At 59.0% G+C, this 24,564-nt stretch carries 25 protein-coding genes; 9 read left to right on the top strand and 16 right to left on the bottom strand.

The window, feature by feature from the left end:
* Window positions 1–28 precede the first annotated feature (28 nt).
* Window positions 29–1,237 (bottom strand): ammonium transporter, encoded by a 1,209-nt coding sequence (locus MCB86_RS09100; protein ID WP_045162919.1) that lies wholly within the window; start codon window positions 1,235–1,237, stop codon window positions 29–31.
* Window positions 1,238–1,600: 363 nt separating this feature from the next.
* Complete coding sequence (gene dgt, locus MCB86_RS09105; RefSeq protein WP_239610680.1) at window positions 1,601–3,097, bottom strand: dGTPase; 1,497 nt, start codon at window positions 3,095–3,097, stop codon at window positions 1,601–1,603.
* A gap of 248 nt (window positions 3,098–3,345) precedes the next feature.
* Here dgt and MCB86_RS09110 point away from each other — a divergent pair, with 248 nt between their 5' ends.
* On the top strand, window positions 3,346–5,268 hold the full coding sequence (locus MCB86_RS09110) for a methyl-accepting chemotaxis protein (protein WP_239610681.1): 1,923 nt from the start codon (window positions 3,346–3,348) through the stop codon (window positions 5,266–5,268).
* 349 nt (window positions 5,269–5,617) lie between these two features.
* On the opposite strand, the gene MCB86_RS09115 is transcribed toward MCB86_RS09110, so the two are convergent.
* A complete protein-coding gene (locus MCB86_RS09115; RefSeq protein ID WP_239610682.1) occupies window positions 5,618–6,514 on the bottom strand; it encodes an EamA family transporter in 897 nt (298 codons plus the stop codon).
* A 230-nt stretch (window positions 6,515–6,744) separates the two neighbouring features.
* On the opposite strand from MCB86_RS09115, the gene MCB86_RS09120 reads away from it, so the two are divergent.
* Both MCB86_RS09120 and MCB86_RS09125 read left to right on the top strand, forming a co-directional pair.
* Window positions 6,745–7,449, top strand: coding sequence for a YebC/PmpR family DNA-binding transcriptional regulator (locus MCB86_RS09120; protein WP_239610683.1), 705 nt, complete (start codon window positions 6,745–6,747; stop codon window positions 7,447–7,449).
* A 40-nt stretch (window positions 7,450–7,489) separates the two neighbouring features.
* On the top strand, window positions 7,490–7,834 hold the full coding sequence (locus MCB86_RS09125; protein WP_045162924.1) for a YajD family HNH nuclease: 345 nt from the start codon (window positions 7,490–7,492) through the stop codon (window positions 7,832–7,834).
* A gap of 25 nt (window positions 7,835–7,859) precedes the next feature.
* Here MCB86_RS09125 and MCB86_RS09130 read toward each other — a convergent pair whose 3' ends face one another.
* On the bottom strand, window positions 7,860–8,291 hold the full coding sequence (locus tag MCB86_RS09130) for a universal stress protein (protein WP_239610684.1): 432 nt from the start codon (window positions 8,289–8,291) through the stop codon (window positions 7,860–7,862).
* Between the two features lie 124 nt (window positions 8,292–8,415).
* On the opposite strand from MCB86_RS09130, the gene MCB86_RS09135 reads away from it, so the two are divergent.
* From MCB86_RS09135 to MCB86_RS09145, 3 genes are all read left to right on the top strand, one after another.
* On the top strand, window positions 8,416–8,844 hold the full coding sequence (locus MCB86_RS09135; protein ID WP_239610685.1) for a group II truncated hemoglobin: 429 nt from the start codon (window positions 8,416–8,418) through the stop codon (window positions 8,842–8,844).
* 136 nt (window positions 8,845–8,980) lie between these two features.
* Entirely contained in the window at window positions 8,981–9,529 is a 549-nt protein-coding gene (locus tag MCB86_RS09140; protein ID WP_239610686.1) for a non-canonical purine NTP pyrophosphatase, read from the top strand.
* 10 nt (window positions 9,530–9,539) lie between these two features.
* A complete protein-coding gene (locus tag MCB86_RS09145) occupies window positions 9,540–10,331 on the top strand; it encodes an SIR2 family protein (protein WP_045162928.1) in 792 nt (263 codons plus the stop codon).
* A 70-nt stretch (window positions 10,332–10,401) separates the two neighbouring features.
* Here the strand turns inward: MCB86_RS09145 and MCB86_RS09150 are convergent, their stop codons facing one another.
* Together MCB86_RS09150 and MCB86_RS09155 are read right to left on the bottom strand one after the other, a co-directional pair.
* Entirely contained in the window at window positions 10,402–10,917 is a 516-nt protein-coding gene (locus MCB86_RS09150; RefSeq protein ID WP_045162929.1) for a hypothetical protein, read from the bottom strand.
* A 265-nt stretch (window positions 10,918–11,182) separates the two neighbouring features.
* On the bottom strand, window positions 11,183–13,126 hold the full coding sequence (locus tag MCB86_RS09155; RefSeq protein ID WP_045162930.1) for a sodium:solute symporter family protein: 1,944 nt from the start codon (window positions 13,124–13,126) through the stop codon (window positions 11,183–11,185).
* 169 nt (window positions 13,127–13,295) lie between these two features.
* On the opposite strand from MCB86_RS09155, the gene MCB86_RS09160 reads away from it, so the two are divergent.
* Entirely contained in the window at window positions 13,296–14,135 is an 840-nt protein-coding gene (locus tag MCB86_RS09160; RefSeq protein ID WP_239610687.1) for a GNAT family N-acetyltransferase, read from the top strand.
* Window positions 14,136–14,160: 25 nt separating this feature from the next.
* On the opposite strand, the gene MCB86_RS09165 is transcribed toward MCB86_RS09160, so the two are convergent.
* The 8 genes from MCB86_RS09165 to ispF all read right to left on the bottom strand — a co-directional run bounded on the left by MCB86_RS09165 (window position 14,161) and on the right by ispF (window position 20,733).
* Window positions 14,161–14,307 carry a hypothetical protein gene (locus MCB86_RS09165; RefSeq protein WP_155397653.1) on the bottom strand — a complete coding sequence of 49 codons (147 nt, stop codon included), beginning with the start codon at window positions 14,305–14,307 and terminating at the stop codon, window positions 14,161–14,163.
* Window positions 14,308–14,880: 573 nt separating this feature from the next.
* Window positions 14,881–15,879: an RNA polymerase sigma factor RpoS gene (gene rpoS, locus MCB86_RS09170; protein WP_045161315.1), complete on the bottom strand. Its 999-nt coding sequence runs from the start codon at window positions 15,877–15,879 to the stop codon at window positions 14,881–14,883.
* A gap of 101 nt (window positions 15,880–15,980) precedes the next feature.
* Complete coding sequence (locus MCB86_RS09175; RefSeq protein WP_239610688.1) at window positions 15,981–16,814, bottom strand: peptidoglycan DD-metalloendopeptidase family protein; 834 nt, start codon at window positions 16,812–16,814, stop codon at window positions 15,981–15,983.
* Between the two features lie 29 nt (window positions 16,815–16,843).
* The gene (locus tag MCB86_RS09180) at window positions 16,844–17,779 is read right to left on the bottom strand and encodes a DUF368 domain-containing protein (RefSeq protein ID WP_045161313.1); all 936 of its coding nucleotides are present in this window, start codon (window positions 17,777–17,779) and stop codon (window positions 16,844–16,846) included.
* A gap of 17 nt (window positions 17,780–17,796) precedes the next feature.
* Entirely contained in the window at window positions 17,797–18,432 is a 636-nt protein-coding gene (locus MCB86_RS09185; protein WP_045161325.1) for a protein-L-isoaspartate(D-aspartate) O-methyltransferase, read from the bottom strand.
* 41 nt (window positions 18,433–18,473) lie between these two features.
* The gene (gene surE / locus MCB86_RS09190; RefSeq protein WP_045161312.1) at window positions 18,474–19,223 is read right to left on the bottom strand and encodes a 5'/3'-nucleotidase SurE; all 750 of its coding nucleotides are present in this window, start codon (window positions 19,221–19,223) and stop codon (window positions 18,474–18,476) included.
* Window positions 19,223–20,263 (bottom strand): tRNA pseudouridine(13) synthase TruD, encoded by a 1,041-nt coding sequence (gene truD, locus MCB86_RS09195; RefSeq protein WP_239610689.1) that lies wholly within the window; start codon window positions 20,261–20,263, stop codon window positions 19,223–19,225. The genes surE and truD overlap by 1 nt, the downstream gene beginning before the upstream one ends.
* Entirely contained in the window at window positions 20,260–20,733 is a 474-nt protein-coding gene (gene ispF, locus MCB86_RS09200; protein ID WP_045161310.1) for a 2-C-methyl-D-erythritol 2,4-cyclodiphosphate synthase, read from the bottom strand. Before ispF ends, truD begins: the two co-directional genes overlap by 4 nt.
* 198 nt (window positions 20,734–20,931) lie before the next feature.
* Here ispF and MCB86_RS09205 point away from each other — a divergent pair, with 198 nt between their 5' ends.
* Both MCB86_RS09205 and MCB86_RS09210 read left to right on the top strand, forming a co-directional pair.
* Entirely contained in the window at window positions 20,932–21,234 is a 303-nt protein-coding gene (locus MCB86_RS09205) for a metalloregulator ArsR/SmtB family transcription factor (RefSeq protein ID WP_239610690.1), read from the top strand.
* Between the two features lie 38 nt (window positions 21,235–21,272).
* Window positions 21,273–22,322: an alkene reductase gene (locus MCB86_RS09210; protein ID WP_239610691.1), complete on the top strand. Its 1,050-nt coding sequence runs from the start codon at window positions 21,273–21,275 to the stop codon at window positions 22,320–22,322.
* A gap of 155 nt (window positions 22,323–22,477) precedes the next feature.
* Here the strand turns inward: MCB86_RS09210 and fghA are convergent, their stop codons facing one another.
* Both fghA and MCB86_RS09220 read right to left on the bottom strand, forming a co-directional pair.
* Window positions 22,478–23,323 (bottom strand): S-formylglutathione hydrolase, encoded by an 846-nt coding sequence (gene fghA / locus MCB86_RS09215; RefSeq protein ID WP_239610692.1) that lies wholly within the window; start codon window positions 23,321–23,323, stop codon window positions 22,478–22,480.
* Between the two features lie 65 nt (window positions 23,324–23,388).
* Window positions 23,389–24,504 (bottom strand): S-(hydroxymethyl)glutathione dehydrogenase/class III alcohol dehydrogenase, encoded by a 1,116-nt coding sequence (locus MCB86_RS09220; protein ID WP_045161306.1) that lies wholly within the window; start codon window positions 24,502–24,504, stop codon window positions 23,389–23,391.
* Between the last annotated feature and the right edge of the window lie 60 nt (window positions 24,505–24,564).

Here is a 24,564-nt window from a genome sequence, read left to right on the forward strand (position 1 = left end):
CCAGCTGCATGGCGTTCGATCAGCGGTGTTAGTCGTGACTCAGCGCGCCGATCCGGTGAATGGACAGATCTGCGCCGTTGTACTCCTCTTCCTGGCTCAGGCGTATCCCAACGATCGCCCTGAGGAGGCCGTACACGAGGAACCCTCCAGCCAATGCAACCAGCACGCCCAACGCCGAGCCCAGTAATTGACTGGCCATACTGACACCGCCCAGCCCGCCCAACGCCTGTCGACCGAAGACACCACAGGCCAGCCCGCCCCAGACACCACACAAACCGTGCAACGGCCAAACGCCGAGCACATCGTCGATCTTCCACTTGTTCTGCGCTGCGGTGAAGGTCCATACGAACAAGACCCCAGCGACCACCCCAGTGATCAGCGCCCCGACCGGGTGCATCACGTCGGACCCGGCACAGACCGCCACCAGCCCGGCCAGAGGACCGTTATGCAGGAAGCCTGGATCGTTGCGACCGATGACCCACGCCGCCGCAGTCCCACCGACCATCGCCATCAGTGAATTGATCGCTACCAACCCGCTGACGCCTTCGAGCGTCTGCGCGCTCATTACGTTGAAGCCGAACCAGCCGACGATGAGGATCCACGAGCCCAACGCCAGGAACGGAATATTGGACGGCGCAAAGGCTACCAGTCGACCATCGCGATAGCGGCCGTTGCGCCGGCCTAGCAGAGTGACCGCGCCGAGCGCCAACCAGCCGCCCATGCCATGCACCACCACCGAGCCGGCGAAATCGTGAAACGGCGCGCCGAAACGTGCTTCCAGCCAGCTTTGCAGACCGAAGTTGCCGTTCCACATCAGCCCCTCGAAGAACGGATAAATGAACGCAACGATCAGCAGCGTCGCGCACAGCTGCGGCCCGAACCGAGCCCGTTCGGCGATGCCGCCCGAAATGATCGCCGGTATCGCGGCGGCAAAGGTCAGAAGAAAGAAGAACTTCACCAGCGAATAGCCATTATCGACGACTAATTGGTCGGCCGGCTCCATGAAGGTCACGCCATAGGCGATCCAATAACCGATGAAGAAGTACGCCAGGGTCGACACGGCAAAATCGGCAATGATTTTCGATAGGGCATTGACCTGATTCTTCAGGCGCACGGTGCCGACTTCGAGAAAGGCAAAGCCGGCGTGCATGGCTAGCACCATGACGGCGCCCATGAGGATAAAAAGAGTATTGGCGCCGTGAACCAGCACCTCCACCGCACTACTCGGGTTTTCCATTAACTGCATTCCTGCCGAGTGAAACGCACCAAAACAGCAAGCCTTCCCAGCCGCACGCACCATGATGCGTCACAAGCTGATTAGCAACTCGCCACCATCTCCGTTAAGCGATCTCTAGGGCTCATTGAATTCGGGCATCTTTTTCTATTGATTCAACGATTTATGAGAATCGCTCATTGAAGCTGCGCCTTACCGCGCGCTATTTGGGTGCGACGATGAGTAAAGGCGCACCAAACAACTGCAAGCCCCGTACCAGCGAAACGCCTTCTGTGAGCCGATATGGCGCAGGCCGGTCATAGCAGCGTCGCGTGCAAGTGCAGAAATCCAAGAGGAAGGCGCGCTTACTGCGCAGCGCAAGTGGGACTAGAGCGCGGAGAGGGTGCGAAATTCGTCCTGCGCGAGTTGATCGGTCATGCCGCTGACGAAATCCTGCAGCATGCGGCAACGATAATAGAACTCCCACAACGGCTGATCCGGCGAACCTGTGGGATGCGCGTTTAGCGCCTCGTGATAAGCCTTGATCAGCTGACTGGGCAAGCGCCGCGCGAGCATTTGCAGGTGCGGCTCGCTGCGGCATCCGCTTTCGGTCAGGGCCTGGAAGGTTGCCGGGGCCACGCGCAGCAATGGTGCATAGGTATCCAGCAACCCTTGAAGGATTCGATAGCCCTGGAGCTGCAGGGTCTCCACCTCTCGATGGCAAAAGACCCGCTCCATCGCCACGTCCTTGAAGGTTTGCACGATGGCGTTGGCCAGGCTGGCGTCTTCGAGCAGGGCACGGTCCAAAGTGCCGTGATACACCTCCTCGATATGCTCGATGAACTGCTGAGCCGCATGCTGCACGAGCGGATGGACCATGTTCACTCGCAGCCAGATGAAAAACTCGCCGACCTTGTTGATCGGCTCTTTCTCGGCACGCGACTGAGCGTAGGTGACCATGCTGCGGAAACTGCGCCCGGTTGTCGCGATCGGCTCGTCTGGCGAACCGTGCTCGACGAACTTGGCCAACAGCAGTTGCGACAGCTGTTCGATAGTGAAAATACCCTTCTCCACAGAGTCCTCGATGTCCGCCAGGCAATAGGCGATGTCGTCTGCCGCCTCCATGATGTACGCAATCGGATGACGGCTGCCTGATTGCAGTTCCAGCGAAGCTCGCAGATCCCTTATGAACGGTTCCTCGGATAGATAGAAGCCTGGCTTCTTGTGCAGGTAGGCGCCAGGCGTGCCCTTCCCCGGCTTGGGCGCATAGGCCGCTCGGACATATTTGAGCAAACCGGCCGTCTGGGTATAGGTGAGGTTCAACCGCAACAGGCTGACCACGAGTCGAATTGCCTGGGCGTTGCCTTCGAACTGCTTGAGGTCGGCGAGCATCCGGGCGCGTAGCGCTGCATCGCCCCGCTCCGCCGGGACGGCTACATCGAACAGCCCTTCCAGCTTGCCGCCAAACCATTCGCTGATAGCGAATTCACCGAAGTGCCCAAAGGGTGGATTGCCGATATCGTGCATCAGGCAAGCCATCTCCACCAGGCTTTCCAGCGCCCCCTCGAGCCCATCGAGACCATACTCGCCAGCCTTGCTGCCGAGCTGTTTGTACAGCGTGCGGACGATGAAACGTCCCGTCTGCTGGACTTCCAACGAGTGCGTCAGTCGGCTGCGCACCGCCGCATTGCGTTCCAGCGGAAAGACCTGGGTTTTTTGTTGCAGCCTGCGCACCGCAGCGGAGTTGATGATGCGTCCGCGGTCGCTTTCAAGCTGATCGATCACCAACGACAGATCGCCATCGGACGCCTTCAGACCCGATTCCACCCGACCGTAGGGCCGCTGGCGGGAGATCTTGTGCTTGAAATTCACCGGCTCCGGCATGGCTAGGCTCGTTCTTTAGGTGGGAACCGCGAGCCTAGCGCGGCCCGTCAGCTTTACCAAGCGATCAGAGGTCAACACAGCCGTCCGGCGGAGCGTACCGGCAGTAGCAGCTCCCGCAGCGACAGAACAGGTCACAGCCGATACTGGCGAAAATGTTGTCTGACAACATGTTTAAGTTTAGGTAAAAATAGCCGATGTCATAATATGACTTTGCCATTGGCAACCTGCCCGCCTGAGGAAAAATAACAATGAAGAATCTCAAGGTCAGCACCAAGCTGGCTCTAGGCTTCGCCGCGGTTCTGCTGCTGACCATCTGCGTCGCCACCATCGGCGTATTCAGCATGGACGCACTGATTTCACGTAGCGACAAAGCGCAAACCGCTGAAAGCCTGCTCAACGAAGCCAATGAAATTCGCTATGCCCAGGTGCGCTTCGAAGAACGCGGCGATGCCATCTATGCCACTCGCGCAGCCGACGCGGTAGCGAAGATCACCCAGCTGGTCGAGCAGAAAAGAGCCGACTTTTCCGAACCGCAAGATCGGCGGTACTTGGAAAGCATTGCCAACGAAGCAATCCGTTACCAAGAGGCCTTCTCCAAGCTGGCGGCGTTGCGTGATCTGAAGAAACAGACCCGGGCCAATTGGGTCGACACCGGCAACACCACCGACAAGCTGATCGCCGATCTGGAACGTCGTTGGAACGGGGTGCACGGCAACCCGGTCCTGCACCCGAGCGGCGATATCGCGAACATCGCGCTGCTCACCACCGAATTGTCGAAACAGAACCGCCTGCTGCGCTTCACCGTCCGAGGCTATCTGATGGAGGAGTCCGAATCGGCGCTACAGACACTGAACGAGCAATTCAAAGCGCTTAACGCTGCCATCGCGCCACTGGAGGACGAGCTGATCGGTCCTCAAGCCGAAAGTCTGAAAACGCTCAAAGCGAGCGCCAACGAATATGTCGAACTGGTTAAAAAACTACCGCCGATCGTTGCTCGACAGCATCAGGCGCGCCAGGACATGGAGGCGATTTTCGCCACGCTTTACGATCATGCTCAGGGGATCATCTCTAACCAGACGCAGATGCGCGCAGAAGATGCGCGCATGAAAAAGCTCCAAGTGATGGCCATTACCGTGCTCGCTATTGTGTTCGGTGTGCTGATCAGTGCGCTGATGGTTCGCCAGATCACTCGACCACTCGATCAGGCCGTACGTCTCGCCGAGCGCATCGGCTCCGGCGACATGACCGGGCAGGAGATCGAGAATCGTAACGACGAATTTGGCCGACTGCTCGAGGCCATGAGCAAGACACGCCGTAATCTGCAGCAGTTGATCGGCCATATCGGTGGCATCACTACGCAGCTGGCGACCGCCTCCGAACAACTGTCGACCGTGACCGAGCAGACCAGCGCGGGCGTAAACAGCCAGCGGCAGGAAACCGATCAGGTCGCCACGGCCATGCATGAAATGACCGCCACGGTGCAGGAAGTGGCACGCAATGCCGAAGAAGCATCAGGGGCAGCCAAGCGCGCGGACGAGCAAGCAACCAAGGGAAATGCCGTGGTGCAACGTGCGCTGTCGCAGATCGACCATCTATCCAGCGAGGTCAATTTATCGGCCGCGGCGATGACCCGACTGAATCAAGAGACCGATGGCATCAGTACCGTGCTGACCGTCATCAACGGTATCGCCGAGCAAACCAACTTGCTGGCACTCAATGCCGCCATCGAGGCCGCGCGCGCCGGTGAGGCCGGCCGAGGCTTTGCCGTGGTCGCAGACGAAGTTCGCAGCCTGGCGCAACGCACGCAGCAGTCGACTGCGCAGATCGAAGAACTCATCGGCAATTTGCAGAAAGGGGCACGTAACGCTTCCGGCATGATGGACAGCAGCAGTCGCCTCGCCGTGGAAACCGTCGCGCTGGCCAGGGAAGTCGGCCACGAGCTGCAGTCAATCACCGAGACGGTATCGGTCATCCAGGCGATGAACCTGCAGATCGCCACGGCGGCCGAACAGCAGAGCTCGGTTGCCGAAGAGATCAACCGCAGCGTACTCAGCGTGCGCGACGTGGCCGACCGGTCCGCCGAAGCGGCCCAGGAAACCGCCACTTCCACCGCCGAACTGGCTCATCTGGGCAACGAGCTTCAGACGTTGATAAGTCGGTTCAAGGTCTGATGACACCTGCTCTGCAGGGGGCTGGTCGCGGCACAGAAAGTGTCGCTATCCAGCCCCACCAATCAGGCGTAGTCTCGATCCCCTCTCCATATTTCTTCGAGGTGTAAAGACCACAGAGCAGACCGATGCAGGGACGCGCAACCCAGCCATCTATCCGCGAGGCGACACCATGAGCAAAGGTATGGACACAAAGAAGAATGCGAAAAAGAAGCCGCTGAAGACCGCACAGGAAAAGCGTTTGGCCAAGCGAGAGAAAGCTAACGGCGCGACACCTCTGCTAGGCAGTCACGCGGCCCGCTGATCGACCCCAAAATGCCCCGCCCGGCTCCCGGTGCGGGGCATTTTACTGTCAGGCCGGCGAGCCACCGAATGCAGTGCGCAGACGGCCTGCCAGCCAGCCCCCGCCCACGTTGATCATCAGGCCCAGCATCACCAGTAACGCGCCGATGGCCTGCAACAGGCCCAGATGCTCGTCCAGCAACAGCGCCGCCGAGGTCAGCCCGACGACCGGCACCAGCAGCGAGAACGGCGCCACGGTGTTGGCCGGGTATCGCGACAGCAACCGGCTCCACAAGCTATAGCCAAGAATAGTCGCGCCGAAGGCCAGGTAAATCAGCACCAGCATGGAGCTCAACCCGAACCCGCGCAGCGCGCTTTCTATCACCTGTGGACCTTCCAGCAGCCAGGACAGGAAGAAAAACGGAATCGGGGGAATGAGGCTGCCCCACACCACCAGCCCCACCAGATTCACCTTGCCGACCTTGCGCGTGACGATGTTGCCCAGCGCCCACATCGACGCCGCACAGATGGTCAGCACGAACCCCGCCAGGGTCATGCTGCGGTCGCCTTGCATACCGATCAACACCAGGCCGCCTGCGGCGATCATCAGTCCGATCAGGTTGGTGGCGCGCAGCCGCTCGCCGAGAAACAATGCCGCGAAGAACAGCGTGAAGAACGCTTGCGATTGCAGCACCAGCGAAGCCAGCCCAGCCGGCATGCCGACCTTCATGGCCGAGAACAAGAAGGCGAACTGCCCCAGCGATATGGTCGCGCCGTAGGCGAGCAACCAGCGCAGCGGCATCTGCGGTCGCTTGATGAACAGAATGGCGGGAAACGCTGCGAGCATGAAACGCAGCGCCCCGAGCAACATCGGCGGGATATCGTCCAGGCCGATCTTGATCACCACGAAGTTCATGCCCCAGACGATGATCACGACCAGGGCCAGCAGCAGGTCCTTGGGCGACATGGCAAGCTTCTCCGCAGGCAAAGACCTCATTAAAGCCTTAGCACGATGCGCGTGCACACATACAGCAAGCGCGCAAATTGACCATACAGTCGGCACCATCCGGTGGCCCCCGGTAACCGAATGCCACGGCGTTTGAAGACTGCGCGCAGGCCGTGCCTGCATGCCCTGCAAGGGCTAGAATTGATACCTGACGGCGAAACCATCAATCCGTACACATCACGAGAGTAACCATGGGCGCACAGTGGAAAGCGAAACATAAGGAAGCAGCAGCTAACGCGAAGGGTCGCACCTTCGGCAAGCTGTCGAAGGAAATCATGATTGCCGCGCGCAGTGGCGCCGACCCGGACATGAATCCTCGCCTGCGTCTGGTGGTCGAGCAGGCAAAGAAGGCCTCGATGCCGCGCGAAACGCTGGAACGTGCGATCAAGAAAGGCGCAGGGCTGCTCGGCGAAAGCGTCCACTACGAACGCACCACCTATGAAGGTTTCGCCCCACATCAGGTGCCGCTAATCGTTGAGTGCCTGACCGACAACGTCAACCGCACCGTGGCCGAGATCCGCGTGCTGTTTCGCAAGGGTCAGCTCGGCGCGTCCGGCTCGGTGGCCTGGGACTTCGATCATTGCGGCATGATCGAAGCGGCACCGGCCTCCGCGGACGCCGATCCGGAGCTGGCCGCCATCGAAGCCGGCGCGCAGGATTTCGAAGCGGCCGAAGACGGTGCCACGCTGTTCATCAGTGATGTCGCCGATATGGATGTGGTCTGCCGCGCCCTGCCCGAACACGGCTTCAATGTGCAATCGGCGCAGCTCGGCTATCGTCCGAAGAACCCGGTCACGACCTTGACCGACGCTCAGCTTGAGGAAGTCGAAGCCTTTCTCAACGCTATCGACGCCCATGATGACGTACAGAATGTCTACGTCGGTCTAGCGGGGTGACAGGCGATCCGGTGCGGAACAAATCAGGACGAAGCGAACGATGAGCACGAACAAACCGAACACGCCCTACGCCCAACGCGAACAGGGCTATCGCGAAAAGGCACTGAAGATGTACCCCTGGGTCTGCGGTCGCTGTGCCAGGGAGTTCTCCGGCAAGCGGCTGAGCGAGTTGACGGTCCACCACAAGGACCATAACCACGACAACAACCCAGAAGATGGCTCGAACTGGGAACTGCTCTGCCTGTATTGCCACGACAACGAGCACTCACGCTATACGGACAATCAGTATCACGCCGAAGCCAGGCCGGGCAGCGACCTGGGTCCGAAGGAAACCTTCAAGGCCTTCGCCAATCTGGGCGATCTGCTCAAGAAAAAACCGGACTGATCCCAGTCGGGCATCTTGGTGCCGGTCACTTCACCAGCAGTACCGGCACCGAGACCTCATGAACCACGCGGTTGGCAACCGAACCCATCAGCATGCCGGTAAAACTGCCCAGGCCGCGTGTACCCATCACCACGGTGTCGCATCCGAACCGCTGCACCGCATCGTTCACCTGCTCGGCTACGTTGCCCAGAATCGCATGGGTCTGATGCGCGATCCCGGCCGTCTGCAACGCCGCAGCGGCTTCTGTCAGGGTACGGCGCGACTTGTCGAGAAAACTCTTGTTCAGCTCTTCAACCGTATCCGCCGTGACGAACTCACCATAGAGCACCGGCTCCTGCTGCACATTCAAGACATGCACCTGGAGCGACTTAGGCGCATCGGTGGCGAAATCGATGATGTACTGCAGTGCTCGTTTGGCGTTGTCCGAACCGTCGTAAGCTAGAAGAATGTTGCGCATAGTGGGCCTCCATCAAGTAATGAAAACAGCATAGACCAACACCCAACAGGATCTGACTGCTGGAATCGCATCCATTGCTCTGGATCAATCCCCGGCGGTAAAGCCTCCATTTCAAGGTCAGCTTATGAATACAATCGTTCCGTTTGGCGTCGGTGACGCCTCATTCCAGGCCGCTGGCGGCGAGGCCGGCATCGAGAGGCTGGTTGCCGATTTCTATCGAATCATGGACGAAACCGAAGCAGCCAATTGCGTGCGTCGCCTGTACCCGCAGGACCTGAGCAATTCACGCGAACGGCTGGCGGCGTTTCTCAGCGGCTGGCTGGGAGGGCCGCGCCGTTACGCGGAGAAATTCGGCAGCATCAGCATCCCGCAATTCCATACGCGTTGGACGGTAGGCGAAATCGAGCGTGATGCCTGGCTCGAATGCATGGCCCAGGCCATTGCCAGGCAGGGCTATTCAACGGACTTTGCTGACTATCTGCTGGTGCAGTTACGAGTGCCGGCAGAGCGCATTCTCCAAGCCGGGCGGCGAGGTTGCCCAGTGCATCCGTAGTAGTCGCCGCCTATACCCAAGCGACCCGATGGGCTGAAGGCCGAACCCTGGGCATATCGCTGCGTCATACCTGTGTGGGGCAAGACGCACGTCCTGCGGCATCCGGAATTCCGCATAACGCAGCCAGGTAACTGACATGAAGATCCGCTTTGCTTCGGTCAACGAGCAGAAAATTCGCGAGACAGGAGAGTTTCTTAGGCAGAACGGCGTCGAGATCATCAACTTTCCGGTACGCATCGTTGAAACGCAGACCGAGGATCTGAACCTGCTGGTCAGCGATAAGCTGCTGCAAGCCTTCAAGCTGATAGGCAAGCCGGTTTTCGTAGAGCATTCCGGTCTGTTCATCAATAGCCTGAATGGTTTTCCCGGTGGGCTGACCCAAACGTTCTGGGACCGTTTGCATGCGGTGCGCTTCTCTGAACTGATCGGTAATCTGGAGGATCCCTCAGCGGTGGCACGCACCCTGATCGGCTACTGCGACGGCCGCAAGCGGCACTTTTTCAAGGGCGAGGTCGCTGGCAGGATTTCCCGTGAGCCGGCGGGAGAAGAAGGCTTCGAGTGGGACAACGTGTTCGTTCCGGACGGCTATTCCTGCACCTTCGCCGAATTGGGTGGTGTGCATAACGACTTGTCCATGCGCAAGCAGGCATTGGAAGCCTTTATCACTCATTTGCGTGGGATCTGAGAGGTAGTCGATGCAGAAGCTGTTGGAGGCGTATCGGAATAACCGTCTGATCCTTTTCGTAGGTTCCGGCGTATCAGCGAATATCGGGCTGCCGCCATGGCGAAAGCTGATAGACGAAATCGCTCAACAGCTTGATTACGACCCGGACGTTTTCGATACCTATGGAAACTTCCTCTCGCTCGCCGAATATTATCGGATCAAGAAAGGCAACATCGGCCCGCTGCGCAGCTGGATGGACCGTGAATGGCATAAGAACATCGAGATTCGCAACTCTGAGATTCACCGCCTGATCGTTCAGGGCCGATTCCCGGCCATATACACAACCAATTACGACCGCTGGCTCGAGAACGCCCACGATGCGCATGGCGTCGGTTACATCAAGATCGCCAATGCAAGTGACTTGGTAAAGGCCCGCGACGGCGTCCGGCAAATCGTAAAGTTTCACGGCGACTTCGATGATGACGACTCGATCGTGCTGGATGAGACAAGCTATTACGAACGGTTGCAGTTCGAAACACCACTCGATATCAAATTACGCGCCGACACCTTGAGTAAAGCCGTTCTGTTTATCGGCTACAGCCTCTCCGATACCAATATCCGATTGTTATTCTACAAACTATCGAAAATGTGGAATGAGCATGAGACTGTTGGAGTCCGACCGATCTCATATGTTTTCTCGCACAAGCCCAATCCGGTGCAGGAAGAAATTCTCAGCCAATGGGGTATCCGAATGATCACCTCGGAAGATGATGAACCTGGATTGGCCTTGCAAAACTTTTTGAAGATGCTGACGGAGAACTGATCAAACCGCTCGCCAGGCAGGTAATGGAACGGCTGAGTGCGATGCCACAGGGGCATCGCACTCGTCGGCCTCAGTAGTTATAACCAATACCAACGCTGTAGAAGAACGCGCCATCGTCGTAACGATCGCGCGCATCGCTCCCACTTTTGAACAGGAATTGATATTCAGCCATTGCGGTGACGAAGGTCTTATCCTGCACCCAATACTTGATGCCAAGCTCTGGCCCGCCCATGAACGTCTCGTCAACCTCTTCGCCGTAGATGCCGCCGGCACTCACACCGATAAACGGACGAGTCTTGCCACTGCCAAAGTGATAGTCGTAAAACACACGGGTCGAGCCGTCGAACTGGACACTTTCTCCCTCTGAGTCTCGTGCATTTACGGTTTGCCGGATGCCCCACATGGAAGCCTCATCCAGATAAGTACCCCAACTACCCTGTACGGAGAACACTGTATCGTCGAAGTCCTTATCACTACTGCCCGCGCCGCTTAAGGTAACTTCGCGATCACCTGCCACCGGAGCGGCAACGGCGAGCGCTGGAAACATGGCGGCTACCAGGAGGGAAGTTTTGAAAAGTCGGTTCATGACAACACCTCTTGTTCTAGCTATGGCGGAATACGCAATTGCGCGATGCGCATAGTTAGTGACATGGGCATGTATGAACTGTTCACTTTATTTTAGGTATGTCTATCAATTTATTGATTATTAACGATATTTATTTTAGATTATCCGTTTCGCTAGTTATAAAAACCACACCGACCTGACCGTTCCAAGTGCTCTTCCACACATCAAACGAAACAGCAAATCAGAAACTAACGAAACGATTAATAACGCAAACCATACGGCAATATCAGTCAACCCGAGCGCTAATACCTTGCGTCGAATCGTCTGGCAATGGTTCATCTTCCGGATCGCTGTCGAACTGTCGCCCCATGGCAATACGCAGCCATACCGGTATCAGCAACAGGCCTAGCGCCACACATACCCAGCCGAGCAAAGCACTGCTCTCCGGTGAAGGAAACATCAAGCGACCCACACCGACCAATAAGGAGAATAGCGAAATTGCCGTGATCGCAACGGCTGATAGCCGCGTACCAAGCGCCTTGACCGACACCGTTGCGGCTACGCCGTTGAGCATTGCCGCGTGCTGCCAGAAACCAAACGGGCGCACCCGGCGATAGAAGCGCTTGAGCGTTGCATCGTCAGTCGCAGGCGTGACGAAGGTGACCAGGATGGCTGCGGTCGTGGTGACCAGCGCCATGATGCCGAGGCGCACCCACTCGCGCTCCGGATCAGTACCCAGATAGTAAAGCAGCAAAGGCGCAGTGATCAGCGAAACGCCCATTGCGGTCAGTTCCGAATAGAGATTGATACGCTCCCAGAGCCATCGCAGCACCAATACCGACCCCATACCCGCCCCGAACAATAGCGAAATGAACCAGGCAGTCTGGATCGAGCCCAGATTCGCCATGATAATCATCGCGATGATCAGAATCAGCACGTTGGACAACCGCGCCACGATCACCAATTCGCGGTCCCGTGGCTTGCGCTTCAGCACATGTGGTGCAAACACACCGCCATAAACGTCGTTGCTCCAGTAGGAGGCGCCCCAGTTGAGATGCGTATCGACGGTGGAGGCCAGTGCAGCCAGCAGGCCAACCAACATCAAGCCGCGCACACCCGGCGGCAGCAGGTCTTCGATACCCTGCACGAAAAGCGCTTCACGCCCTGCGGTGAAACCGTCGCCGGCCATTTCTCCCGGCGTGAACGGATAGAGCACCAACAGGCCGATCGCAATAGCCATCCAGAACAGGCTGCGCAGAAAAATCTGCAACCAGGTGAACACCAGGCCGGCAATGCGCGCATCGCGGTCAGTCGGACACGCCATGCTTCGCTGCGCGAGATAGCCGGTGCCGTCGGAATTCATCTGAAAAAACCATTGCAGTCCGACAATCACCAAAAACGGCATTAGTGCCTCGCCTGCATCGGCGGGCGGTGCGAAGGACAACATCTTGCTGGCCTGATCGGCGCCATAAAGCTCGACAATGCGATCCGTCAGCCCACCTAGGCCACCAGCAGCATCAACGACGAACCAGGCATATAGCAACGTGCCTATCATGGCCAAGCTGAACTGCATCACATCCGTCTGGACCACGGCCCGCAATCCACCGGTAATCGAATACATGGCGGTGAACGAGAGAATCAGGAGAATAGATATCAGGTTATTGGCGCTCATCATCGCCGGGCTCAGTCCGGTGATGCTCTCGCCAAGCTGAATCCCGGCACTGGAAACGAAACTCACAATGGGCTCGTAGAGCCCTGCCGGCAGCCAAAGATGCCAAGGCAGAAATACCTCGGCGATGCGGATGGCTGCTACCAATACCATCGCCAGCACCACGCAGTTGATTACCGTACCGTAGTAGATCGCCTTGAGCAGGCGCAGCGGCGTGACGCCCTTGCCGCTATATCGCACGCGGGTCAGCTCGGCATCGGTCAATACGCCGGCACGTCGCCAGCACACCGCAAACACGAATGCCATTAGCAGGAATGCGAGGCCGTAGATCCAAAGGCGCCAAAGGGCAAAGACGCCGGCGGTAGCAACCAGGCCGGTTACCAGCAGAGGCGTATCGGCCGCGAACTGGGTCGCGGCCATGGAAAATCCCGCCTTCCAGCCTTTAATCGTTCGACCCGCAAGGAAATATTCGTCGAGGCTTTGGGACGCCTTGCCCCGTGCGCGCAAGCCAGAACCCAGACCATAGAGAATGAAGGCCGCCACTATCGCTAGATCCAACATATTGTTATGTCCTTGTTGGAGGGCTGTTCGCTTAAGAACCTGCGCAACGGCGAAAAATTGCATACTTCGGATGAACGGAACGAACGCCCCCTCAGCCAGCCGTAGAGCGCTGGCAGCCCCCCCTACGACAAGCATCGGTTACCATGCGCAGCGTCGTCAGGGAGCACTCATGTCCGAACTCCAGCTGCGTCAGCTTTCAATTGCCTGCCACCCGTTGCTCAATAAGTTCTACCGAGCCCACGGCACCCACATGCGGGTGCCAGCCCGCGCCCGCTGTTGGGTTGCGGGGCATCCGGATATTGTCGCAGGGCTGTGCCTGAGTCCCGTGGATGACGGCCACTGGCTGACTGGGTTACTGGTCGCGCCCAGCCGGCGCGACCAAGGTCTGGCGAAACGCTTAGTGACCCGGGTCTTAGCCGAGTGCGGAGGCCCTGTCTGGCTGTTCTGTGAACCCAAGCTAATGGCGTTTTATCAACATCTGGGCTTCAGCGAAGCCACGACACTGCCCGAGGCATTAGCCTCCCGCCTACATCGTTACAACCGAAACAAGACGCTCATGGCCCTATGGCACGATAACGAGAGAGATCGCATGACCTCCACTGTTCTGAAAATTGCTACGGCCTGTCTGCTCGATGACAGCGGTCGAGTACTGGTCGTACGCAAACGCGGCACTCGCCTATTCATGTTGCCTGGCGGCAAGATCGAACCTGGGGAGATTCCGTTGCAGGCACTCAAACGTGAGCTTCGAGAGGAGTTGGATCTAGCAATAGAAGCGTCGCAGCTGCGGTCGCTGGGCCACTTCCAGGCGCGTGCAGCCAACGAGCCGGATCACTGGGTGCAGGCCGATGTCTTCGTCGGTCGGCTGGTAGACAAGGTACGGGTTCAGGCCGAGATCGAGGCACTGGACTGGCTTGAACTGCAGGCACAGCAACAGGAACATCTCGCCCCACTGCTGCGCGAACAGGTGCTCCCCGCGCTAATTCAGCGACTGGCTGAGGAGAGAAACTGAAAGGGCAATCCCTGGCGGTTCTAGCCTATGGGGAGATGGGATCGCTTGCTGGAAAGGTTTCTTCCAGTGCTTCGTCCAGGTGATCTTCATCAGCCTCGTCTGGGCGGCGTTTGATCTGGTCTTCCTGGTCTTGCCCGGGCTGGGTAGGTTCGTTCGGGTCGTTGCCGTTCATGGTGAATTCCTCTGAGTTGTGTCACCCACGTTAGGCCTCTCAAGAGACCGGTCGTTCGGCAAACCGGCACCGCCAAATCGTAGGCAAAAAAAAGGGGCGGGGTTTAAGCCCCGCCCGCCTCCTTCCCTACTTCCCTTTTTTCCTACTCATCGTCCTGATGAAACCGCATCCAGCGGCTGTTCCAGACCGACATCCTTGCCGGCTGTACTTGTCCTTAAGTACGGGTGCGATATTAAGGCTTTGGACGACAACAGCAACTCGGAAAAATGCATGATGGCAATTTGGTCTTTATTTTACTAGTTATAAAATTCTTTATAAATCATACACATAGCTGTTTAAATTTTCTCAAAGGCGATCGTCTTGGATGCTTTTTCGGGCATTGCTTACACATCTTGTAAGCGAATGCTTACATACCGAGAAGCTTCAACGGAAAGACGGCGGAGCGAGGGTTAACCCTATCGATTGATTCGCCTCCACCTCCGCATTCAAAAGCGCCATGGCAAAGTGTCCATAACGGGTGAGGAGTGAGGAGAATGCACCCCTTGCCGCTCGGCAAGGGGTAGTACGGGGGCGTTAACGGAACAGGGATTCGCTCGAAAGGCCGTTACGCTCAAGAATTTCACGCAAGCGTTTGAGTGCCTCGACCTGGATCTGCCGTACCCGCTCACGGGTCAAGCCGATTTCCTGGCCAACTTCCTCTAAAGTGCAGCTCTCATGACCACGCAAACCGAAGCGGCGGATTACCACTTCACGCTGCTTCTCGGTCAGATCGGACAACCACTGGTCGATGCTCTCTGACAGGTCATCGTCGAGCAGCAGATCGCAAGGATCACTCGGCCGGTCGTCGGTCAGTGTGTCAAGCAACGTCTTGTCCGTGTCTGGCCCTAGCGATACATCCACCGAAGTCACACGTTCATTGAGCCCCAGCATCCGTTTAACCTCTGCAACCGGCTTTTCGAGCAGATTGGCGATCTCCTCCGGGCTGGGTTCGTGATCGAGCTTCTGGGTCAGCTCACGGGCGGCGCGCAGATAGACGTTCAGTTCCTTGACCACATGTATCGGCAGGCGAATGGTGCGGGTCTGGTTCATGATCGCCCGCTCGATGGTCTGTCGAATCCACCAAGTGGCGTAGGTGGAGAAACGGAAACCACGCTCGGGATCGAATTTCTCGACAGCCCGAATCAGCCCAAGGTTGCCCTCCTCGACCAGATCCAGCAATGACAACCCCCGGTTCACGTAGCGCCGAGCAATCTTCACCACCAATCGCAGGTTGCTTTCGATCATGCGCTTGCGCCCCGCCGGATCGCCCTTTTGCGCGAGGCGTGCGTAATGCACTTCCTGTTCGGGAGTCAGGAGAGGAGAAAATCCGATTTCGTTGAGGTACAGCTGAGTGGCGTCGAGCGCCCGGGTGTAATCGATGAACTTGTGTTGCTTGACAGTTGCGGTCTTGGATCGGGTGCCAGCTGAACCGACGCGAGGCAGGTCACCGATCGGTTCGACCTCCGCGGAAGGTTCCATGAGTAGAACGGCATCGTCTACGTCAAACTCCGGCACTTCTTTTTTGAGAGCCATTATTGTTTTCCTGTTCTGAGTTCGACAACAGGCTCGGGCGACACGCACTCCCTGGTAACGCTCAAGCCCCTCCTAGTGCCGGAACAGGAAAATAATACAAATCAGCGCTTGGGTAGGTATTGCAGAGGATCTACGGGTTTGCCTTGGCGGCGAATCTCGAAATGCAGCTTCACCCGGTCGGTTCCAGTCGATCCCATCTCGGCAATTCTTTGCCCAGCCTTGACTTGTTGACCCTCCTGAACCAGCAGCCTGCGGTTATGACCGTAGGCACTTACATAGGTATCGCTGTGCTTGATGATCACAAGTTCGCCGTAACCCCGTAAACCACTACCGGCGTACACAACAGCCCCATCAGAAGCAGCTAAAACAGGCTGTCCTAATTCCCCGGCGATATCAATGCCTTTATTCAAACTGCCGTTTGAGGAAAACCGGCCTATTACAGTACCGCCCGCAGGCCAGGCCCAGCCACTTGCGGAGCGGGTTACAGGAGTGACCGGTGTGGTCGCCACGGGCGTTTTGGGCGCCGGCACGCTGGGCCGGGTCAAAGGCGGTGGCGTCGGGACCGGTGTCGCGACCACCACAGGCTTAGAACTTGGCGCAGGAGGAGCCGGACGGGTGGCTACGGTCCGTGGTGCCTGCCCACTGAAACGAATCGTCTGTCCCGGATAAATGACATGAGGCGGGCTGATGCCGTTGACCCGTGCCAGATCGCGCCAATCCCAGCCAAAGCGAAAGGCGATCGACCACAGCGTATCGCCGCGCTGGACGACATACTGGCCACTGGTCACACGATCGCGACTATTACGATCCACGACATGCACGCCACCCGAAGGTGAGCTGGCACACCCGGCAAGCAAGGTAGCCGCCACGATGGCGGCAAGTGCGCAACGGATGGACGAAGTGCTTATCCACCGCATGGTGGCTGTGAGCTTCACTGCTCGCTCCCTTTGATCGACAAGACTGTTCAGACCGTTTCCGCCAGTGGCTGACGCCGTCCGGCGAACCACTCGAGTCCGAGCACGAGGGCAACGCCAGCCACCGCCAACAGTACGGCCAGCAACAGCTGCGGATCCTGTCCGGTCAGCTCGCCATAAGTACCGGGCAGCAAGTTCTGCTCGACTAGTGGCACCCGCTGACCATGGGAATCCAGGCGCCAGGTCAAGGTTTCCTTCCACGGCCATACCTTGTTCAGCGAGCCGAGCATCAACCCGGTCAGGAACGCCAGGGTGAGATCCCGCCAACGCAACAACACCCAGCTCAGCAAGCGGGCGAAACTCAGCAGGCCGACAAGACATCCCGCCGCGAAGGTCAGCATGACTCCCAGGTCCAAAGCCTTGACGGCCCCTAGAATGACTGGATATAGCCCAAGTAGTACCAGGATGAAGCTACCGGAAATACCTGGCAGGATCATCGCGCAAATGGCGATGGCGCCGGCAAAGAACAGACTGATGCTGCTCGCGCTCCATTGCATGGGTGCCGCGACGGTAATCCAGTAGGCAAAGCCGATCCCTGCGCACAGGCTGACCAGACGTGACACGCTGCGTCTTTGGATTTCTTTGCTGACCAGATGCACCGAAACCAGAATCAGACCGAAGAAAAACGACCAGACCGGAATCGGATGATGCTCCAGCAGATAGGTGATCAGCTTGGCCAAGCTGAGCACGCTGGTTAGGATGCCGGCGAACAGCACCAGCAGAAAACTCGCGTTGGCGATACGCCACGCTTCGCTGATGCGACCACGCAGCAATGGGCCGAGCGCATTGGGCACAGCACCGATGGAACGCAGCAATTCGTCGTAGATACCTGTGATGAAGGCTACTGTTCCGCCCGACACGCCCGGAACCACATCCGCCGCGCCCATGGCCATGCCCTTGGCGTACAACATCAACGCGTTTTTCATGCTTCCTTCCGCTGAGATCAAACTACAGGTCCATTGAGCAGCGGCACGAAGCGCACGGTGTCCAGCAGGTGGCGGGAAAAACCGTCTTCCTCTCGAATGATCAGCATCAATTGCTGGACTTCGCCAACCCCGACCGGTATCACCAGCCGCCCGCCGGGAGCCAGTTGATCGAGCAGGGCCTGTGGCACATCGGCTGCCGCCGCGGTAACGATGATGCCGTTGTAGGGCGCCAATGCAGGCCAGCCTTCCCAACCATCACCCCAGCGAAAGACCACGTTGCGCAACTTGAGTTCGACCAGACGCTCTTTTGCCCGATCTTGCAGCGCCTGGATGCGCTCGACTGAGAAAACCCGCTCGACCAGTTGCGCCAACACGGCTGTCTGGTAACCGGAACCGGTGCCGATCTCCAGTACCTTGTCCAGTGGTCCGTTGGCCAGCAACAGTTCACTCATGCGGGCGACCATGAATGGCTGCGAAATCGTCTGGTTGTGGCCGATTGGCAGCGCGGTATCTTCATAGGCGCGATGGGACAGGGCTTCATCGACGAAAAGATGGCGCGGTGTGCGTCGGATGACTTCGAGAACGCGCGCGTCCGATAGGCCTTCCTCGTAAAGCCGTTGAATCAGGCGGTCACGGGTGCGTTGCGAGGTCATGCCCGTGCCGTGGCGCAGCAGGTCGTCTGGTCCGCGGTGGTTCACAGTACACCCTCCAGCCAGTTATCGAGTCCCTTGAACGCCTCGTGGAAGGTCCGGTCGAGCTGTAGCGGGGTGATCGAAACGTAGCCCTGCATCACCGCATGGAAATCGGTACCCGGTCCGCCGTCTTCGACGTCACCGGCGACCGAAATCCAATAGCCGTCCTTACCTCGCGGGTTCGCCTGCTTGACCGGAGGCTTGGCGCGGCGACGGTGGCCGAGCCGGGTCAGCTGGATGCCACGGATGTGATCGAGCGGCAGGTTAGGCACGTTGACGCTGAGCACGGTACGCGGCGGAAGATCGAGCGTCTGTTGGTGCTCGACTAGCTTGCGCGCGACATAGGCGGCGGTCGGCAGGTTGTCGGGCAGCCGGGACACCAACGAAAACGCGAACGCGGGTTGGCCGGTGAAGCGCCCCTCGATGGCCGCTGCCACGGTGCCGGAATACAGCACGTCGTCGCCCAGATTGGCACCCATGTTGATGCCGGACACCACCATATCGGGTGCTTCGTCCAGCAGTCCGTTGATACCCAGATGGACACAATCGGTGGGTGTACCATTCACGCCGATGAAACCGTTCGGCATGGTTATCGGATGAAGCGGGCGATCCAGCGTCAATGCGCTGCTGGCGCCGCTCATGTCCTGGATTGGGGCAACCACCTTGCACTCGGCGTAATCCGCCAGCGCGTCATAAAGCGCGGCGAGCCCAGGTGCATACACCCCGTCGTCGTTGGCGATCAGAATACGCATCAAATGTCCGTCTGCCCTGCCAGGCTGACCAGTTCACGCACCACAGCAGTGGCGAAGCACCCGGTCGGCAGGACGAATTCAAGTTGCAGAATGTCAGGCTCGGGATAATGCCACGACAAGCCGCCGATGGGGAGGCGAAGAGTGCGCCGCTCATGCTTCATTCCGGCTTCTGCGAGCCACTTGGCGATTGACGGTTCCGCTACTGCGGTCCGTGCCTCAAGCGCTTGTACTTCGCCTGTAGCTGGCGACTCTCCAGCGCCCCAGAGCGGCCCTGTGGGGTGCAGATCGAGCAGTGCCAGCCGAGGATCAGCGCACTCGGCTTCGCCTGCAGGGAAAAAGCTGCGGCTATCGGTAAACGCAAGCAGATCCCCCACCAACGCTTGATTCCAGCTGCCCGCGGCCACCCGCTTGGCCAGCACCCGATTGAACAGGTAGCTGCGCCCAGCCGACAGCAGGCGCGAGCGCAGATTGCGTTGAGCCGGCAGTTCCTGGCGGTTGGCGTATTCACGTGCGCCCTGGACGTTGCCGCCCTCGAAACCAAATCGCTGCAGGCCGAAATAATTAGGGACGCCGTGAGTCTTGATTCGCTCGAGGCGAGCGTCCAGCACTGCCCGGTCTGCGCGTAACTCGGTCAGCCGCAGGGTGAAACCATTGGCAGAATGCGCGCCGCGTTGCAGCTTGCGTTGATGACGGCCCGCCTGGAGGATTTTAAGCGTTTCGTCTTCGGCCTTGCCAAGCTGCGGATCGGCCTTGCCCGGAAGATGCAGGCTGAACCACTGACGGGTCAGCGCCTGACGATCCTTCAGGCCGGCATAGCTGATGCTCCGCGCCGGCACGCCAGCCGCCCGGGCAATCCGGCGCGCTGCTTCCTCGGTATTCAAATTGCGCTTTTCCACCCAGAGCCAGAGGTGCTCGCCTGTGCCTGACAAGGGAATGTCCAGGACCTCGTCCACCTGAAAGTCTTCGGCGACGGCCTTGAGCACCGCAGTGCCACAGGGCTCACCGTGAGCGCTCGGGCCAAGCAGCTGATCTTCGTTCATGCATTGACCAGCAGTGCGACCGCGTGCACGGCGATGCCTTCTTCACGCCCGGTGAAGCCAAGCTTCTCGGTCGTGGTGGCCTTGACGTTGACCTGGTCCAGTCCGACTTGCAGGTCCTCGGCGATCAGGCTGCGCATCATCTCGATATGAGGCGCCATCTTCGGTGCCTGCGCGACGATGGTGGCGTCCACGTTGCCAACCTTCCAGCCCTTGGCCTGCACCTGCTTGAGCACATGCCGGAGCAGCACCCGGCTGTCGGCACCCTTGAATGCGGGGTCGGTATCAGGAAAGTGCTTACCGATGTCTCCTAGCGCTGCGGCGCCCAGCAGCGCATCGCTCAAAGCGTGGAGCAACACATCACCATCCGAATGGGCGAGCAAGCCGAATCCATGAGGAATCTGCACGCCACCCAGCGTGACGAAATCCCCCTCGCCAAAACGGTGCACGTCATAGCCATGGCCGATACGCATAGTCTGATTACCCTGAAAAGACAGCCCGCGATTCTACAGGACGCGACCGCCGGGTGAAGCCGGATACGCAGCGATGCTCTCGGCCGTGGATCGATGAGCGTGATGAACACCATCAACCGGTTCGATCCCATATCGGAAAATCACGATATATAGTTCGCCCCATCGCAATACACCGAACCAGACGAATCAGGCGGACCGATGCCCGACGAACTCGACGATGTCATCAAGGCACTTGCTCACCCACTGCGGCGGGAAATCCTGAAGTGGCTGAAGGAACCTCAACGCTATTTTTCCGAGCAGCATCACTCCCTGGAAAACGGCGTCTGTGCCGGACAGATCGACCAGCGCGCAGGGCTATCGCAATCAACCGTATCCGCTCATCTGGCGACGCTGCAGCGCGCCGGGCTGATCACCAACCGCAAGATCGGCCAGTGGCATTTCTTCAAGCGCAATGAGCCAGCCATCCAGGACTTTCTGACCCGCATCGGTCAGGAACTCTAAGCGTTATAACCGCCCCCTACCCCAGGAGCAGCCTCGCTATGCCTACACTTTTCGACCCCATCAAGATTGGCGATCTGGAGTTGAACAACCGCATCATCATGGCTCCGCTGACCCGCTGCCGCGCCGAACCCGGCCGCGTGCCCGGTGACCTGATCGCCGAGTACTATGGGCAGCGCGCCGAAGCCGGTCTGATCATTAGCGAAGCCACATCGGTCGCGCCGATGGGTGTCGGCTATCCTGACACGCCCGGCATCTGGTCCTCCGAGCAGATCCAGGGCTGGAAAAAGGTCACCGATGCGGTACACGCCAAGGGCGGCAAAATGGTGCTGCAGCTCTGGCACGTGGGCCGGATTTCCGATCCGATCTACCTCGAAGGCGAATTACCGGTTGCGCCCAGTGCGATCAAACCCGCCGGGCATGTCAGTCTGGTTCGCCCGATAAAGAACTACGAAATACCGCGTGCGCTGGAAACGGCTGAAATCGCCGGCATCGTCAAGGCATACCGCAAGGGTGCCGAAAATGCACGCGAAGCCGGTTTCGATGGGGTCGAGATCCACGGCGCCAACGGTTACCTGCTTGATCAGTTTCTGCAGGACAGCACCAACCAGCGCACCGATCAGTACGGCGGCTCCTTGGAAAATCGGGCGCGCCTGATGCTCGAAGTGACCGACGCCGCGATCAGTGTCTGGGGAGCCGGTCGTGTGGGCGTGCACCTGTCACCCCGGGCAGACCTTCATGACATGGGCGATACCAACCTGGCCGAGGCCTTTGGCTACGTCGCCCACGAACTGGGTAAGCGCGGCATTGCGTTCATCTGCAGCCGCGAAAAAGTTGGCGAAGATAGCCTAGGACCGCAACTCAAGCAGATCTTCGGCGGCGTTTACATCGCCAACGAACGTTTCACCAAGGACCAGGCAAACGCCTGGCTGGCAGAAGGCAAGGCAGATGCCGTGGCCTTCGGCGTGCCCTTTATCGCCAATCCTGACCTGGTCCAGCGCCTGCGCCAGAACGCGCCACTCAACGAGCCACGCCCCGAGCTGTTCTACGCCAAAGGTGCCGAAGGCTATACCGATTATCCGTCGCTCTAGCTCCTTGCGATGGAAGGCCCGACCGGCTACCCGGTCGGGCCTTTTTTCTTCCGCTTACAGTACGTGATGCTTCTGGGCATAGCGATCACTCCCGCCATGCGCCCGTCAATCAGACGGCCCGGGGCAAAGGCGTGGACGGTGCTTCGCCCGACACTCTACGCCTTTAGCGCCCGCGCATGATGGCGTAGGTGGTCGTCGATAAAGCTGGCGATGAAGTAATAGCTGTGGTCGTAGCCAGGCTGGATGCGCAGCGTCAATGAATGCTCCGCAGCCTTGGCGGCAGCTTCGAGCGCCTCGGGCTTGAGCTGATTGGCCATGAAGTCATCGCGGTCGCCCTGGTCCACCAGGATCGGCAGTTTTTCCTCGGCCTTGGCGATCAGCGCGCAGGCATCCCATTCACGCCAACGGGAACGATCCGCGCCCAGATACCCGGAAAAGGCCTTTTCGCCCCAAGGGCAATCGGCGGGATTGCTGATGGGCGCGAAGGCGGACAACGAATGGTAGCGCCCCGGATTCCTCAATGCGCAAACCAGGGCACCGTGCCCACCCATCGAATGCCCACTGATGCCGCGCCTGTCTGAAACCGGGAAATTGGCCTCGATCAATGCAGGCAGCTCATCGACGACGTAATCGTGCATACGGTAGTGCTGAGCCCAGGGCTCCTCGGTGGCGTTGAGGTAGAACCCCGCACCGAGGCCGAAATCGTAGGCGGCGGCAGGATCATCCGGTACATCCGGGCCGCGTGGACTGGTATCCGGCGCGACGATGATCAGCCCGAGCTCCGCGGCCAAGCGATGCGCGCCGGCCTTTTGCATAAAGTTCTCGTCGGAGCAGGTCAGGCCGGACAGCCAGTACAACACCGGCAGCTTCTCGCCCTGCTCGGCCTGGGGCGGCAGATATACCGCGAAGATCATGTCGCAGTTCAAACTGGTCGAACGGTGCCGATAGCGCTTGTGCCAGCCACCGAAGCTCTTCTGGCAGGAAATGTTCTCAAGGCTCATAGGCCCTCCTGGCAGCACGCCACATCGGCCGGTATGGGCCGGGTCGATGCGGCGCGACATACTGATCAAAAATGAATGACGGTCCGAATGCTCTTGCCTTCATGCATCAGATCGAACGCTTTATTGATCTCGTCCAGCCCCATATTGTGGGTGATGAAGGTATCCAGCGGGATCTCGCCCTTCTGCGCCTTTTCCACGTAGCTCGGCAGCTCGGTGCGCCCCTTGACCCCACCGAAGGCACTGCCACGCCAGACCCGCCCGGTGACCAGCTGGAAGGGACGGGTGCTGATCTCCGCACCGGCCGGCGCCACGCCAATGATGGTCGACTCCCCCCAGCCCTTGTGGCAGCACTCCAGTGCGGCGCGCATCAGCTGCACGTTACCGATGCACTCGAAGCTGTAATCGACGCCGCCGTCGGTCATCTCCACGATGACGTCCTGGATCGGCTTGTCGTGGTCCTTCGGGTTAACGAAGTCGGTGGCGCCCAATTCCTCGGCGATGGCGAACTTGGACGGGTTGATGTCGATGCCAATGATGCGCGAAGCCTTGGCCATCTTGGCTCCGATGATTGCCGCCAGGCCGATGCCGCCGAGACCGAAGATGGCCACGGTGGCGCCCTCCTCCACCTTGGCGGTGTTGAGCACCGCACCAATACCGGTGGTCACGCCACAGCCCAGCAGACAGACCTTGTCCAGTGGCGCTTCCTTCGGGATCACCGCCACGGACACTTCCGGCAGCACGGTGTACTCGGAAAAGGTCGAACAACCCATGTAGTGGTAGACCGGCTGGCCCTGGTAGGAGAAGCGGCTGGTGCCGTCCGGCATCAGGCCTTTGCCCTGGGTCGCGCGAACCGAGCTGCACAGGTTGGTCTTGTTGGATTTACAGAATTTGCATTGACCGCACTCGGCCGTATACAGCGGGATCACGTGATCGCCTACAGCCACCGAGGTCACGCCCTCGCCCACGGCCTCAACGATACCGCCACCCTCATGCCCGAGGATGCAGGGGAACACGCCCTCCGAGTCCTGACCGGACAGCGTATAGGCATCGGTATGGCAAACACCTGAGGCGACGATACGCACCAGCACCTCACCGGCCTTGGGCGGCTCGACGTCCACTTCCACGATCTGCAAGGGTTGATTAGGGGCGAAGGCGACTGCCGCGCGGGATTTGATGGTCATGGACTCTACTCGCGAGTGGTTAACAGTGCCAGGCAGTGTAGTTTGCTTGGCCGCCAGGGT

Source organism: Pseudomonas sp. KSR10 (assembly GCF_022355455.1).
Lineage (GTDB): Bacteria > Pseudomonadota > Gammaproteobacteria > Pseudomonadales > Pseudomonadaceae > Stutzerimonas > Stutzerimonas stutzeri_E.